The 13912-nt window shown below is 73.7% G+C and carries 11 protein-coding genes; 4 read left to right on the forward strand and 7 right to left on the reverse strand.

Translation table 11 applies throughout. The annotated features are described in order from the left end of the window. Nucleotides 1-5: 5 nt before the first annotated feature. A complete protein-coding gene (locus ACWH4W_RS27425; RefSeq protein WP_473078503.1) occupies nt 6-1382 on the reverse strand; it encodes an aldehyde dehydrogenase family protein in 1377 nt (458 codons plus the stop codon). A gap of 8 nt (nt 1383-1390) precedes the next feature. After that, nucleotides 1391-2761, reverse strand: coding sequence for a glutamine synthetase family protein (locus tag ACWH4W_RS27430; RefSeq protein WP_473078504.1), 1371 nt, complete (start codon nt 2759-2761; stop codon nt 1391-1393). Nucleotides 2762-2855: 94 nt separating this feature from the next. Between ACWH4W_RS27430 and ACWH4W_RS27435 the strand changes: the two genes are divergently transcribed. Both ACWH4W_RS27435 and ACWH4W_RS27440 read left to right on the forward strand, forming a co-directional pair. Beyond that, the gene (locus tag ACWH4W_RS27435) at nt 2856-3590 is read left to right on the forward strand and encodes a FadR/GntR family transcriptional regulator (protein WP_473078505.1); all 735 of its coding nucleotides are present in this window, start codon (nt 2856-2858) and stop codon (nt 3588-3590) included. A gap of 264 nt (nt 3591-3854) precedes the next feature. Then, nucleotides 3855-4541, forward strand: a complete 687-nt coding sequence (locus tag ACWH4W_RS27440; protein ID WP_473078506.1) for a gamma-glutamyl-gamma-aminobutyrate hydrolase family protein — start codon at nt 3855-3857, stop codon at nt 4539-4541. Nucleotides 4542-4840: 299 nt separating this feature from the next. Here ACWH4W_RS27440 and ACWH4W_RS27445 read toward each other — a convergent pair whose 3' ends face one another. From ACWH4W_RS27445 to ACWH4W_RS27465, 5 genes are all read right to left on the reverse strand, one after another. Then, a complete protein-coding gene (locus ACWH4W_RS27445) occupies nt 4841-5776 on the reverse strand; it encodes a LysR family transcriptional regulator (protein WP_473078507.1) in 936 nt (311 codons plus the stop codon). Between the two features lie 633 nt (nt 5777-6409). Then, a complete protein-coding gene (locus ACWH4W_RS27450; protein WP_473078508.1) occupies nt 6410-7138 on the reverse strand; it encodes a helical backbone metal receptor in 729 nt (242 codons plus the stop codon). Further along, nucleotides 7135-7707 carry a helix-turn-helix domain-containing protein gene (locus ACWH4W_RS27455; RefSeq protein ID WP_473078509.1) on the reverse strand — a complete coding sequence of 191 codons (573 nt, stop codon included), beginning with the start codon at nt 7705-7707 and terminating at the stop codon, nt 7135-7137. Before ACWH4W_RS27455 ends, ACWH4W_RS27450 begins: the two co-directional genes overlap by 4 nt. 399 nt (nt 7708-8106) lie before the next feature. Beyond that, a complete protein-coding gene (locus ACWH4W_RS27460) occupies nt 8107-10725 on the reverse strand; it encodes an ABC transporter permease/substrate binding protein (RefSeq protein WP_473078510.1) in 2619 nt (872 codons plus the stop codon). Next, a complete protein-coding gene (locus ACWH4W_RS27465) occupies nt 10718-11803 on the reverse strand; it encodes a quaternary amine ABC transporter ATP-binding protein (RefSeq protein WP_473078511.1) in 1086 nt (361 codons plus the stop codon). Before ACWH4W_RS27465 ends, ACWH4W_RS27460 begins: the two co-directional genes overlap by 8 nt. Nucleotides 11804-12029: 226 nt before the next feature. Here ACWH4W_RS27465 and ACWH4W_RS27470 point away from each other — a divergent pair, with 226 nt between their 5' ends. Further along, the gene (locus ACWH4W_RS27470) at nt 12030-12959 is read left to right on the forward strand and encodes a 5'-3' exonuclease (protein WP_473079277.1); all 930 of its coding nucleotides are present in this window, start codon (nt 12030-12032) and stop codon (nt 12957-12959) included. Between the two features lie 42 nt (nt 12960-13001). Continuing rightward, entirely contained in the window at nt 13002-13847 is an 846-nt protein-coding gene (locus ACWH4W_RS27475; RefSeq protein ID WP_473078512.1) for a siderophore-interacting protein, read from the forward strand. Nucleotides 13848-13912 lie beyond the last annotated feature (65 nt).

The following is a 13912-nucleotide window of genomic DNA, read 5'->3' on the forward strand; positions in this document are numbered from 1 at the left end:
TGCGGTCAGGCCTCCGTGCTGATGAAGACGTTCTTGGTCTCGGTGAAGGCGGTCAGGGCGTCCGGCCCCAGCTCGCGACCCACGCCGGACTGCTTGAACCCGCCGAAGGGGGTCCAGTAGCGGACGCCGGCGTGGGAGTTGACCGACAGGTTCCCGGCGCGCACGGCGCGGGAGACGCGCAGGGCGCGGCCGACGTCGCGGGTCCACAGCGAGCCGGCGAGGCCGTAGTCGGTGGCGTTGGCGAGGCGGACGGCGTCGGCCTCGTCGTCGAAGGGGAGGACGACGGCGACGGGACCGAAGACCTCCTCGACGGCGACGCGCGCGCCGGGGTCGACGCCGGTGAGGACGGTCGGCGGGAACCAGTGGCCGGGGCCTTCGGGGGCCTTGCCGCGGATGCCCTCGTGGCCGTCGGGGACGTAGGAGCGGACGCGGTCGAGCTGGGTGCGGGAGATCAGCGGGCCCATGTCCACGTCCTCGTCGCGGGCCGGGTCGCCGACGCGGACGGCCTCGATCGCGGGGGCGAGCAGCTCCAGGAAGCGGTCGTGGGCGGAGCGCTCGACGAGGATGCGGGTGCGGGCGCAGCAGTCCTGTCCGGCGTTGTCGAGGAAGGACATGGGGGCGGCGGCCGCGGCGGCCTCCAGGTCGGCGTCGGCGAAGACGATGTTGGGGCTCTTGCCGCCGAGTTCGAGGGTGACCCGCTTGAGGTGGGCGGCCCCCTTGGCCCACACCTGCTTGCCGACGGCCGCCGAGCCGGTGAACACGATCTTGGCGACGCCGGGGTGTTCGACGAGGGCGTTCCCGGCGACCGTTCCGTGGCCGGGGAGCACCTGGAACAGGCCCTCGGGGAGCCCGGCCTCCAGGGCGAGTCCGGCGAGGCGCAGGGCGGTGAGGGGGGTGGTCTCGGCAGGTTTGAGGAGGACCGCGTTGCCGGCGGCGAGGGCGGGCGCGGCGCCCCAGGCCGCGATGGGCATGGGGAAGTTCCAGGGGGCGATGACGCCGACGACGCCGAGGGGCTCGAGGAAGGTGACGTCGACGCCGCCCGGGACCGGGATCTGCCGGCCGGTGAGGCGTTCCACTCCCCCGGCCGCGTAGTCGAGCAGGTCGCGGACGTTGCCCGCCTCCCAGCGGGCGTTGCCGAGGGTGTGGCCGGCCTCGCGGACCTCCAGTCGGGCGAGTTCCTCGACGTGGTCGTCGACGGCGGCGGCGAACCGGCGCAGCAGGCGGGCGCGTTCGCCGGGTGCGAGGGCGGCCCAGGCGGTCTGCGCGCGAGTGGCGCGGATGACGGCGGCGTCCACGTCGGCGGGGCTCGCGGCCGGGACGGTGGCGATGACCTCCTCGGTGGCGGGGTTGTGCACCTGGAGCTCGGCGGGCTGGTCGGACACGCGGGGCCTCACATGCGTTCGAAGGAGCGGCGCAGCTCCCAGTCGGTGACCGCGGCGTCGAAGGCGTCGATCTCGACGCGCGCCATGGTGCGGTAGTGGGCGACGACCTCCTCGCCGAAGGCCGCCTTGGCGATCTCGCTGTTCTCCCACAGCTCGGCGGCCTCGCGCAGGGTGGTGGGGACGTGTGCGAAACCGGCGGTGTAGGCGTTGCCCGCACAGGGCTCGGGCAGGTCCAGCCGGTGCTCGACGCCGTACAGGCCGGCGGCGACCATGCCGGCCACGGCGAGGTAGGGGTTGACGTCGCCGCCGGGCAGCCGGTTCTCGAAGCGCAGGGAGCGGCCGTGGCCGACCACGCGGAGCGCGCAGGTGCGGTTGTCGTGGCCCCAGGCGACGGCGGTCGGGGCGAAGGAGCCGGGCTGGAACCGCTTGTAGCTGTTGATGTGCGGGGCGTAGAGCAGGGAGAACTCGCGGAGCGCGGCGAGCTGCCCGGCGAGGAAGTGCCGCATCACCTCGGACATGCTGTCCGGGTCCTCCGGGGAGTCCGGCATGGCGCTTCCCCCGCCGAGGTCGGCGAGCGAGAGGTGGATGTGGCAGGAGTTGCCCTCGCGTGCGTCGTACTTGGCCATGAAGGTGATCGAGACGCCCTCCTGGGCGGCGATCTCCTTGGCTCCGGTCTTGTAGACCGCGTGCTGGTCGCAGGTGACCAGGGCCTCGTCGTAGCGGAAGACGATCTCGTGCTGGCCGGGGTTGCACTCGCCCTTGGCGGACTCGACGGTGAGGCCGGCGCCGGCCATCTCGTTGCGGATGCGGCGCAGCAGGGGCTCGATGCGTCCGGTGCCGAGCACGGAGTAGTCGACGTTGTACTGGTTGGCCGGGGTGAGTCCGCGGTAGCCGGCGTCCCAGGCCTGCTCGTAGGTGTCCTTGAAGACGATGAACTCCAGTTCCGTGCCGGCCTGGGCGGTGTAGCCGAGGGCGGCGAGCCGGTCGAGCTGCCGGCGCAGTATCTGCCGGGGCGCGGCGGCCACCGGGGAACCGTCGGCCCAGGCCAGGTCGGCGACGACCAGGGCGGTGCCCTCGTTCCAGGGGACGCGGCGCAGGGTGTCCAGGTCGGGGTACAGGGCGAAGTCGCCGTAGCCGGTCTCCCAGGAGGACATGGCGTAGCCGTCGACGGTGTTCATGTCGGCGTCGACGGCGAGCAGGTAGCTGCAGCCCTCGGTGCCGTGGTGGAGGACCTCGTCGAGGAAGAAGCGGGCGGCGAACCGCTTGCCCTGGAGACGCCCTTGCATGTCGGGGAAGGCCAGGACGACAGTGTCGATCTCGCCGCCCGCGACGAGGGCGTGCAGCTCCTCGACGGAAAGCGGGGGTGTGCGGTCTGCCACGGAGGGCCTCCTGGGGCTTCTTCGGGCTTCTTCGGTCGGCCGGGAGCCATAAGGTATTGCCGGGAACCATTGCTTGGGAAGGGGGCGCGACCAGATGACCGAGGATGCGGCCGGCGCGGGCGGGGACCGGCTGGCTCCGGTGCTGCGGCAGGTCCGTGCGGGCAACGGCTTCGAGGAGGCGCTGGAGCAGATCCTCCAGGTGGTGCGGCTGGGCCTGGTGGCGGGCGGGGAGCGGCTGCCGGCCGAGCGGGAGCTGGCGGGGCGGCTGGGGATCAGCCGGGTGACGCTGCGCGAGGTGCTGAAGGTGCTCCAGGACCAGGGCCTGGTGGAGTCGCGGCGCGGCCGGTACGGCGGAACGTTTGTGCTGCCCCGTCCGACGGACGCCGGCGAGGAGGAGCTGCGGCGGCGGATCGCCGAGGTGGACATCGAGGACGTGCTGCGCTTCCGGGAGGTGCTGGAGGTGGGCGCGGCGGGGCTGTGCGCGGCGCACGGGCCGGCCGGGGGGCGGGCGGGGCGGCTGCGGGAGGCGCTGGCGGGCACGCAGGAGGCGCCGCTGGGCGACTACCGGCGGGCGGACACGCTGTTCCACCTCACCCTGGCGGAGCTGTCCGGCTCGCCCTCGCTGACCGCGCAGTACGCGGCGGTGCGGGCGACGGTGAACGACCTGCTGGACTGCGTCCCGCTGCTGGTGCGCAACCTGGAGCACTCGCAGCGGCAGCACGCGGCGCTGGTGGACGCGGTGCTGGAGGGGGACGCGGACGGGGCGCGCGCGGTGATGCGGGAGCACTGTGCGGGGACCGCGGCGCTGCTGCGGGGGTTCCTCGCCTGACGGCGCGGCGCGCGGCGGGTCCGGGCAGGGTCTGCCGCGGCTTGACGCACGGGGGTTGCGCTCGCGTCGGGTGCGCCACGAAGGTAGGGGCCCGCAAAGGTCCGGATCTGTTCCATTACCGCCTTCCGTGCCACACCGCCTCCTGGGGGCCGTGCCGTGAGCCTTCCGTCCGCATCCCGTGAACCCGCCGGTGGGTCCGGCGGGTTCACGGCGCCGGCGGCGGCCGAGGCGGAGCTGGCGCGGGACCGAGGAGGAGGTGCCCGGGTGTCGGGCAGGCCGCTGATCGGCATCAGCACGTACGCGGAGCCGGGCGTGCGGTGGGGTGTGTGGCAGCTGGACGCCGCGCTGCTGCCGGCCGGTTATCCACGGCTGGTGCAGCGGGCGGGCGGACTGGCGGCGATGCTCCCGCCGGACGCGCCGGAGCACGCGGCGGCCGCCGTGGCCCGGCTGGACGGCCTGGTCGTCGCGGGCGGCCCGGACGTGGAGCCCGTCCACTACGGCGCCGAGCCCGGCCCGCGCACCGGGCCGCCCGCCCGGGAACGGGACGTCTGGGAGCTGGCGCTGATCCGGGCCGCCCTGGAGCGGGGCGTGCCGCTGCTCGGCATCTGCCGCGGCATGCAGCTGCTGAACGTCGCCCTGGGCGGCACCCTCGTCCAGCACATCGACGGCCACGCGGAGGCGCCGGGCGTCTTCGGCCGCCACCCGGTCAAGCCGGTCCCGGGCACGCGGTACGCCGAGGCCGTCCCCGAGGAGACGGCGGTCCCGGCCTACCACCACCAGGCGGTCGACCGCCTCGGCACCGGCCTGGTCCCGTCCGCCTACGCGGAGGACGGCACGGTGGAGGCCGTCGAACGGCCCGGGGGGCACTGGGTGGTGGGGGTGCAGTGGCATCCGGAGATGGGTGAGGACGAACGCGTCGTCCGCGCGCTGATCACGGCGGCAGGAGGCTGACGGGACCGGCCCCGTCGGACCCCGCCGGCGCGCGGGGCGACGCCCCGCCCGGGGTACGGGGACCGCCTCCGGCATCCGCGGCCGGGTCCCCGCCGGGCCGGCCGGTCCGCACCGGCCTCGGCGAGGCTGAGTCCGGCGCCGGGGCGCGGCCCCGAGAGGTGAGGCCGCGGCCCCCGCGGTGTCCCCGCCGCGGCTCGGGCAGCTCACCGGCAGGCGCCCTCCCCGAGGTGCGGGCACAGAGGCCTCGCACCGCGCCCGGCCCGGCGGGGGCAGCCGTCGGCGGGCGTGAGCCCGGACCCTCAGCCGCGGGTCAGCGACAGCAGGTCGCGGGCCGGGCCCGCGGGGCGGTGGCCCGTCGGCCAGACCGCGCGCAGGTCGCGGGCCAGGGCGACCGCCTGGACCGGGATGCGTACCAGGCGCCGCATCCCCAGCTCCTCCCCCACCGCCAGCTCGCTCAGCACCGCGGGGCCCGCGCCGCCGACCGCCGCCGCCTTCACCGCCGTCGTCGAGGACAGCTCGATCAGGGGGCGCGCCAGCCCGCCCAGCGCCGCGTCCAGCACCTGCCGGGTGCCGGAGCCCTCCTCGCGCAGCACCAGCGGGGTGACCGCCAGTTCCTCCGCCGCGAGCGGGCGCCTGCGGCGGGCCCAGGGGTGCGAGGGGGACGTGACCACGACCAGCCGGTCGTGGGCGATCACCGCGGAGTCCAGTCCGGCCGGCACCGTCAGCCCCTCCACGAACCCGAGGTCCGCCTCCCCCGCCAGCAGCCGCTCCGCGACCGCCGTCGAATTGCCGGCGAGCAGCGACACCGCCGTGTCCGGCCGCTGCGCGCGCAGGGCGACCAGCCACCCGGGCAGCAGGTACTCGGCGATCGTCATGCTTGCGGCGACCCGGAGCCGTGAGTCCCTGCGGTCCCGCAGCGCCTGCGCGCCCGCGTCGAACGCCTCCGCCGCCTCGACGATCCGGCGGGCCCAGTCGGTGACCAGGGCGCCCGCGGCGGTGAGGCGGGACCCGCGTGGCGAGCGGTCGACGAGGGCGACGCCGAGCTGCCGTTCCATCGACCGGATCCGGCTGCTCGCGGCGGGCTGGGTGATCCCCAGCTCGCGCGCCGCCCGGCCCAGACTCCCCACCCGCGCCACGGCGAGCAGCAGCTCGAGCGCGCCGAGGTCGGGCACCCGGTGCGCCAGCGAACCGGCGCTCGCGGACCGTTCGTCGCCGCGCTCGTCCGTTCTGCTCATAAGCCCAGCTTATGCAACGACCGCCGCACGCCCGGACGAGTGCTCGCACGGGCCGGCCGGCCCGGCCCCGCCGGCCGGTCCCTGCCTCGGCCACCACGAACCCGGGCGACCGCCGTTCCCGCGCGCCCGAGCGGTGAGGGCCGCAGGCCCGGTCGCCTTGCGCCGTCGGGGGCGCCGCGTGCGACGGCGCGTCCTCGGAGCTGACGCACGCGGCCACCGGCCGAGAGGCGCCTGCTCGACGAGGGCCGCCCGGCGCCCACCGCACACGCCGGTCCGCCGCGTTTTCACGCGCTCCCGCGACCGCGCGCCCCGCGGGGCGGCCCACGGTGCCGACCGGAGGATGTCCCCGCCCAGCGGAGCGAAGGACACCCCACCGGACGGCGGCGAACCCGACCCCGGGCACCGCACCCGCGCATCACAGCGGCGCACAGCGGCGCCCAGATCCTGCTCCCGCCCAGCGGATCGAGAGGACACCCCGCCGGACGGCGGCGAACCCGACCCCGGGCACCGCACCCGCGCATCACACACGCGCCCCTCACCACGGCAGCCAGGACCTGCCCCCCCCCGCCCGGCCGATCCGGAGGAACCTCATCAGACGGCGTCGGACCCCACCTCAGGCACCGCGCCCGCGGATCAGGCACACACCGCCCGCAACGCGCGGCCCAGCACCTGCGGGGCCTCCGCCAGGGAGGGGCCGTACCAGGTCAGGTGGCGGCCGCTGAGGAGGGCGCAGGGGAGGCCGGGGAAGGCTTCCGGGCCGTCGTCCGCCGTGAAGCGGTACGGCTCGTCGGGGAGGACGACCAGGTCCGGGCGGGCCGCGCGCAGGTCGTCGAGCGGGATGCGCGGGTACCTCTCCGCGTGGTCCGCGTACAGCGTGCGTACGCCGAGGCGGGCCAGCAGGTCGCCCGCGAAGGTGTCGCGGCCGAGGACCATCCACGGGCGGCGCCAGACGGGCACGACCGCCGTGCGGTGAGTGTCGAACCCCGGCGGTGCCTCCCACGCGGCCTCCGCCTCGTCCAGCCAGCCGGGACGGCTCCGCACCCCGCACGCGGACAGGACGCCGTCCAGCTCGGTGAAGGCCTGCGGCAGGGTCCGTACGTGCGTGACCAGCACGTCGAGGCCCGCCGCGCGCAGGGCTTCCAGGTCGGGTGGCCGGTTCTCCTCCTCGTTGGCGATCACGAGGTCGGGGGCGAGGGCGGTGATGCGGTCCACCGCCGGGTTCTTGGTGCCGCCGACGCGGACGACGTCGAGCCCGGCGGGGTGGGTGCACCAGTCGGTGGCCGCGACGAGCGCGCCCGGCGCGGACACGGCCACGGCCTCCGTCAGCGACGGGACGAGGGAGACGACCCGTACGGGACTCATCGGCGCGGCTTGGTGTCCCGCAGCGCCTCGATGTGCTCGGCGACGGCGACCACCAGCAGCCGGGTCTCCGGCACCGTGGCCCGCCAGCGGTGCCGGACGCCGCCGGTGAGGTACAGGGTGTCGCCGCGCCCGAGCCGGTAGGCGCGCCCCTCCGCCTCGATCTCCACGGCGCCTTCCGCGACGTACATCAACTGATCGTTGCGGAACTGCAGTTCACGTCCGGCGTCGTGGTCGCCGGTGAACTCGGAGGCGTGCATCTGGTGGTGGCCGCGGACCAGGGACCGCACCCGTGGCTCGGTCCACGGTTCGGCGCCCTCCGCGCGGACGACGTCCACGCTGCACGCCGGGTCGGCGGCGGCGAGCAGTTCCACCGCGGTGGTGCGCAGCGCGTCGGCGAGCTTCTCCAGGGACGTCTGGCTGGGGCGCGCGCGCTCGTTCTCGATCTGGCTGAGGAACGGGACCGACAGACCGCTGCGCTCGGCCACGACGGCGAGGGTGAGGTCCAGCGCACGGCGTCGCCGCCGCACGGCCGCGCCCACCCGCAGGGGCTGTTCCTTGTGGTCGCCCATCGCTCCGGCTCCCTCCTTCGCCGCTCGTCCCGCACCCGACCGCCGGGGTTCCGGCGCTCTTCCCTTGCCGAGTTGTGTGCACCCTACGCATGTTCGGCGAACCGTTTCAGGCGCCTGTCACGTCGCCGTCACGTGCGGCCGGTGCGGACCTCACAGTTCGCGCCAGCCGCCCGCCGGACCCCTCGGCACGCCCTGGATGCGAAAAGGCGTGTTCCCGCCATTGTTCACCGTGTCCGCCGGAAGGTCACGGGGAGGTCCGGGCAGCGGATCGCGCTCTGTGGTTGTCCGGATCCCTGCGGTGGCGGCGGGGGGCGGCTCCGCACGCGCGAGGGGCGGGTCCGGGCGCCCCTGGGGGGACGCTCCGGGACCCGCCCCTCGGGGACGCGGCCGGTACGGCGGCTACTGCGGCGTCATCCGCTCCACCATGTCCGGGTGCTCCTCGAGCCAGGCGGCGACGGCCTCCTCCTCGTTCCCCTGGCCGCGGTTCTTGATCTCCGCCTCCAGGGAGCCGAGCTCGTCCTCACTCATGTGGAAACCCTTGATCCACTCGGTGAGCCGGGGGTACTGCTCGGGGAACTTCTTGCTGGCGATGGTGTGGATGGTGTTGGTCTCGCCCCAGGCGCGCTTCGGGTCCGCGAGCTTGGTCAGCTCGTAGTCGTTGTACGCCCAGTGCGGCGACCAGAGCGTGACCGCGACCGGCTGCTTCTTGGCGTAGGAGCGCTTGAGCTCGGCCAGCATCGCCGGCGAGGAGCCGTCGACGACCTCGTACTCGTCCTCCAGGCCGTAGGCGGGCAGCACCTTGTTCTTCAGGATGTCCATCTGGCCGGTGCCCGGCTCGATGCCGACGATCCGCCCGCCGAACAGGTCGGACTTGCCCTTCAGATCGGCCAGGGACGTGACGCCCTTGACGTAGGAGGGGACGGAGATCTCCAGGGAGACCGGTTCGTACCAGGTGCCGAGGTCGGTGAGTCTGTCCTTGTTCGGCTCGTAGAAGTTCTTCTGCGAGTGGGGCAGCCACGCGTCGAAGTTGAGGTCGATGTCCCCGGACGCGAGGCCGGTGTAGACCGGGCCGACGTCCATCTGCTTGAGGTTCAGCGTGTAGCCGCGCCGCTCCAGGACGTTCTTCCACAGGTAGGTGACGGCGACGTCCTCCTCCCACGGGAACCACGCCACGTCCAGGGTGCGCTTCGCCTCGGCGGGGGTGCCGCCCGCGCCGGAGTCCACCGGGGCCAGCTTGTCGACGACGCCCGGGTTGTCCTTCAGCCAGGCGCGCACGGCGTCCTGCTGGCGGCCCTTGCCGGCCTTGTTGATCTCGGCCTCCAGGCTGGTGAGTTCCTCCTCGCTCATCGAGAAGTCCTTCAGCCACTGCCCGACGACCGGGTTCTCGCCGGCGAAGCCCTTGCGGGCCACCAGGTGCACGGCGTCGCCCTCGCCCCAGGAGCCCTTGGGGTCCTCCAGCTTCTTCAGGTCGTAGTCGCTGTACGCCCAGTGCGGCGACCAGAGCGTGACGACGACCGGTTCCTTCTTGCCGTAGGCGCGCTTGAGCTCGGCCAGCATCGCCGGGGTGGAGCTGTCGACGACCTCGTACTCCTTGTCGAGGCCGTAGTCGCCGAGCACCTTGCTCTTCAGCAGGCCCATCATGCCGGCGCTGGACTCGATGCCGGTGATCTTCCCGCCGAAGGTGGCCGCCTTGCCCTTCAGGTCCTCCAGGGAGTCGATGCCCTCCATGTACGCGGGGACGGTCAGCTCCAGGGTCGTCTCCTCGTACCAGGTGCCGAGGTCCTCGAGCCGGTCGCCGTACTTCTTCCAGTACTCCGCGTGCGTGGTGGGCAGCCAGGCGTCGGTCTGGAAGTCGACGTCGCCCTGTGCCAGCGCGGTGTAGAGGGGCCCGGCGTCCAGCTGCCTGGCCTCGACCTCGAAGCCGCGCCGCTCGAGGATCTCCTTCCACAGGTACGTGGAGGCCACCCCCTCGTCCCACGGGATGTAGCCGATGCTGATCTTCTTCCCGTCGCCGACGTTCCCGTCGTCCGCCTCGGTGCCGCCGGACCCGGCGGTGCCGCCGAACAGGCCCATGCCGCCGGCCACCAGGGCCAGGACGACGATGCCGACCACGGCGACCTGCGGCCGGGGCCGGTAGGACCAGATCCTCAGCCCCTGCGCGGCGCGCGCCTTGGCGGCCGCGCGGCGGCCCAGCGGTGACACCTGGGTGCCCAGGGCGCTGGTCATGCGGTCCAGGTAGATCGCGAGGATGACGATGGCCAGGCCGGACTCGGCGCCGAGACCGATGTTCAGCTGGCCGATGGCCTCGATGACGGCGCCGCCGAGTCCGCCGGTGCCGACCATGCCGGCGATCGCCGCCATGGACAGACCGAGCATGATCACCTGGTTGACGCCCGCCATCACCGTGGGCAGCGCCAGCGGGAGCTGGACGCGCAGCAGGGTGTTGCGGGGCGTGGTGCCGAACGCCTCGGCCGCCTCGACGAGTTCCTTGTCGACCTGCCGGATGCCCAGCTCGGTCATGCGGACGCCGGGGGCGAGCGCGAAGATCAGGGTGGCGACGATGCCCGGGGCGGAGCCGGTCCCGAAGAACAGGATCGCCGGGATGAGGTAGATCATCGCCGGGAGCGTCTGCATGAAGTCGAGGACCGGGCGGACGAAGGCGCTGACCCGGTCGGAGCGGGCCGCCCAGATGCCCACCGGCACCGAGATCGCCAGGGCGATCACGGTGGCGACGATCACCAGCGCCAGCGTCACCATCGAGTCCTCCCACAACTCCATGGAGTCGAGGAAGGCGAAGCCGACGAAGGTGAGGACACCGGCGAGGGTGCCGCGCAGCCAGAAGGCGATGACCGCGAAGATGCCGCAGAGGAGCAGCGGCTCGGGGGCCTGGAGGACGGCGTTGACACCGTCGTAGGCGCCGGTGAAGACGGTCTTGAAGAAGTCGAACAGCCAGGTCAGGTTGGCGAGCAGCCAGTCGACCGAGCTGTTGACCCAGTCGCCGAGCGGGATCCTAGGCACGGGCCATCACCTTCCCGCCCTTGTCCTCGGGGCTGTCGCAGACCCCGGGGTCCGCCTCCTCGTCGCCGAGGAGGCCGAGCAGGCGCTGCCGGGGCACGACGCCGACGAGGTCGCCGTCGTCGACCACGGCCACCGGGTGCGGGACGCGCGCGCTGATGGCGCACAGGTCGGTGAACGCCGTCCCGGGCGTGGCGGTCTCGCAGCCGCAGTCGGCCTCGTCGCCGCGCACCTCGGGATCCATCACGGACTGGGCGGTGAGCACGCGCGAGCGGTCGACGTCCTGGGTGAAGGAGGCCACGTAGTCGTTGGCCGGCCGGATCAGGATGTCCTGCGCGGTGCCGATCTGCACGATGCGGCCGTCCCGCATGACGGCGATGCGGTCACCGAGGCGCATGGCCTCGTTGAGGTCGTGGGTGATGAAGACGATGGTCTTCCTCAGCTTCTTCTGCAGCTCGATCAGCTGGTCCTGCATGTCTCGGCGGATCAGCGGGTCGAGGGCGCTGAAGGACTCGTCCATCAGCAGCAGGTCGGCGTCGGTGGCGAGCGCGCGGGCGAGGCCGACGCGCTGCTGCATGCCGCCGGACAGCTCGTCGGGCCACGAGTCCTCCCAGCCGGCCAGGCCGCACAGGGCGAGCGCCTCGTCGGCGCGGCGTTCGCGCTCGGCGCGGGGCACGCCCTGCACTTCAAGACCGTAGGCGGCGTTGTCACGGACGCTGCGGTGCGGGAAGAGCGCGAAGTGCTGGAAGACCATGCTGATCTTCCGGGACCTGAGGTCCCGCAGCTCGCGGTCGGACAGGGCGGTGAGGTCCTGCCCGTCGAAGCGGACGTGTCCGGCGGTCGGCTCCAGCAGACCGTTCAGCATCCGCAGCAGGGTGGACTTGCCGGAGCCCGAGAGGCCCATGACGACGAAGATCTCGCCCGGCTCCACGGAGAAGGACGCGTCGATGACGGCGGCGGTGACGCCGTCGGCCCGCAGTCCCTCGCGGTCCGCCGTGTTGGTGCGCAGTCGTTCGACTGCCTGGTCCGGTCGTCTGCCGAACACCTTGAACAGGTGCTCGGCCTCAAGCCTTGATGACACACGTACCTCTCGTCTCGGCTGCAGATGCCGGAACGATGCGCGGCGGGCCGGGGCCCGCGAACGGTTGAAAGCGCAACCGGCATCGTTCCGCGGCCGCACCTCCCCTGTTTCGAACGGCGCAAACTTTTCGTGTGCGGCCTCACAGACGTGGCGCAGGGCGCAACACGTCGCGCACAGACGTACGCGGCGTGCCGCCAGGACGGTGCTGTCGGCGGGGTGGGGCATGATGCGGGGCGTGACCGGACTGATGCTTCTCGACACCGCCTCCCTCTACTTCCGCGCCTACTTCGGCGTCCCGGAGTCCGTCAAGGCGCCGGACGGCACGCCGGTGAACGCCGTGCGCGGGCTGCTGGACTTCATCGACCGCCTGGTCAAGGACCACCGGCCGGAGCACCTGGTGGCCTGCATGGACGCCGACTGGCGCCCGCAGTGGCGGGTGGACCTGATCCCCTCCTACAAGGCGCACCGGGTCGCCGAGGAGCAGGCGTCGGGGCCGGACGTGGAGGAGGTCCCGGACACGCTGTCGCCGCAGGTGCCGGTGATCGAGGAGGTGCTCGACGCGCTGGGCATCGCACGGGTGGGCGTCGCCGGGTACGAGGCGGACGACGTGATCGGCACCTTCACGGCGCGGGCGGACGGCCCGGTCGACATCGTCACCGGCGACCGCGACCTGTACCAGCTGGTGGACGACGCGCGCGGGGTGCGGGTGCTGTACCCCGTCAAGGGCGTCGGGACGCTGCAGATCACCGACGAGGCGGCGCTGCGCGGGAAGTATGGGGTGGACGGCAGGGGGTACGCGGATCTGGCGCTGCTGCGCGGCGACCCGAGCGACGGTCTGCCGGGCGTGCCCGGCATCGGGGAGAAGACGGCGGCCAAGCTGCTGGACCGGTTCACCGACCTGGCCGGGATCCTGGCGGCCGTGGACGACCCGCGGTCGACGCTCACGCCGGCGCAGCGCAGGCGTCTGGACGAGGCGCGGCCGTACCTCGCGGTGGCGCCGAGGGTCGTCCGGGTCGCGGACGACGTCCCGCTCCCGGACGTCGACACGGCCCTGCCGCGCGCTCCGCGCGACCCGGCCGCCGTCGAGTCCCTGGCCGCGCGCTGGGGCCTGGGCGGGTCGGTCACCCGCCTGCTGGGAACGCTCGCGGAGCGGTAGGTGCTAACTTAGGTATACCTAACTGCGACAGGGAGGCCTCTCATGGCAGAGCGACCGGCACGCGCGCCGCGCACCCCGCACACCGGCGTGGTCGTCCGCACGGAGCGGCTGACCCCGCACATGCAGCGCGTGGTGCTGGGCGGCGAGGGCCTCGCGGCCGTCTCGGCGGACACCTGCACCGACCATTACGTCAAGCTGTTGTTCCCGGCGCCGGGCGTGGTCTACCCCGAGCCCTTCGACCTGGAGCGGATCCGCGCCGAGTTCCCGCGCGACCAGTGGCCGGTGACCCGGACGTACACGATCCGCCACTGGGACGCCGAGCACCGGGAGCTGACCCTCGACTTCGTGATCCACGGCGACGAGGGCCTGGCCGGCCCGTGGGCGCTGAACGCGCGGCCCGGCGACGTCGTCCGGTTCCTCGGCCCCGGCGGCGCCTACGCCCCCGACCCCGCCGCCGACTGGCACCTGCTGGCCGGTGACGAGAGCGCGCTTCCGGCCATCGCCCGCGCCCTGGAGTCGCTGCCGCAGGGCGCCCGCGCGTTCGCGTTCCTCGAGATCGCGGGCCCGGAGGAGGAGCAGAAGATCGACTCCGACGCGGAGATCCGCTGGCTGCACCGCGGGGACCGCAGGGTCGGCGAGGCGCTGGTGGAGGCCGTGCGCGGGCTGGACCGGCCCGAGGGCCGGGTGCACGCCTTCGTCCACGGCGAGGCGCACTTCGTGAAGGAACTGCGCCGTCTGCTGCGGGTGGAGCGCGGCATCCCGCGCGAGGACCTGTCCATCTCCGGCTACTGGCGCCAGGGCCACAACGAGGACGGCTGGCAGGCCTCGAAGAAGGAGTGGAACGCCCGCATCGAGGCGGAACAGGAGAGCGCCCGGGCGTCGGCCTGACCGTCCGGCCCTCTGCCGTGGCCCACCGGGGCGCGGAGAACCGCGCGCTCACCCTCCGCCGCCCC

This window comes from Streptomyces sp. DSM 120436, assembly GCF_055778765.1.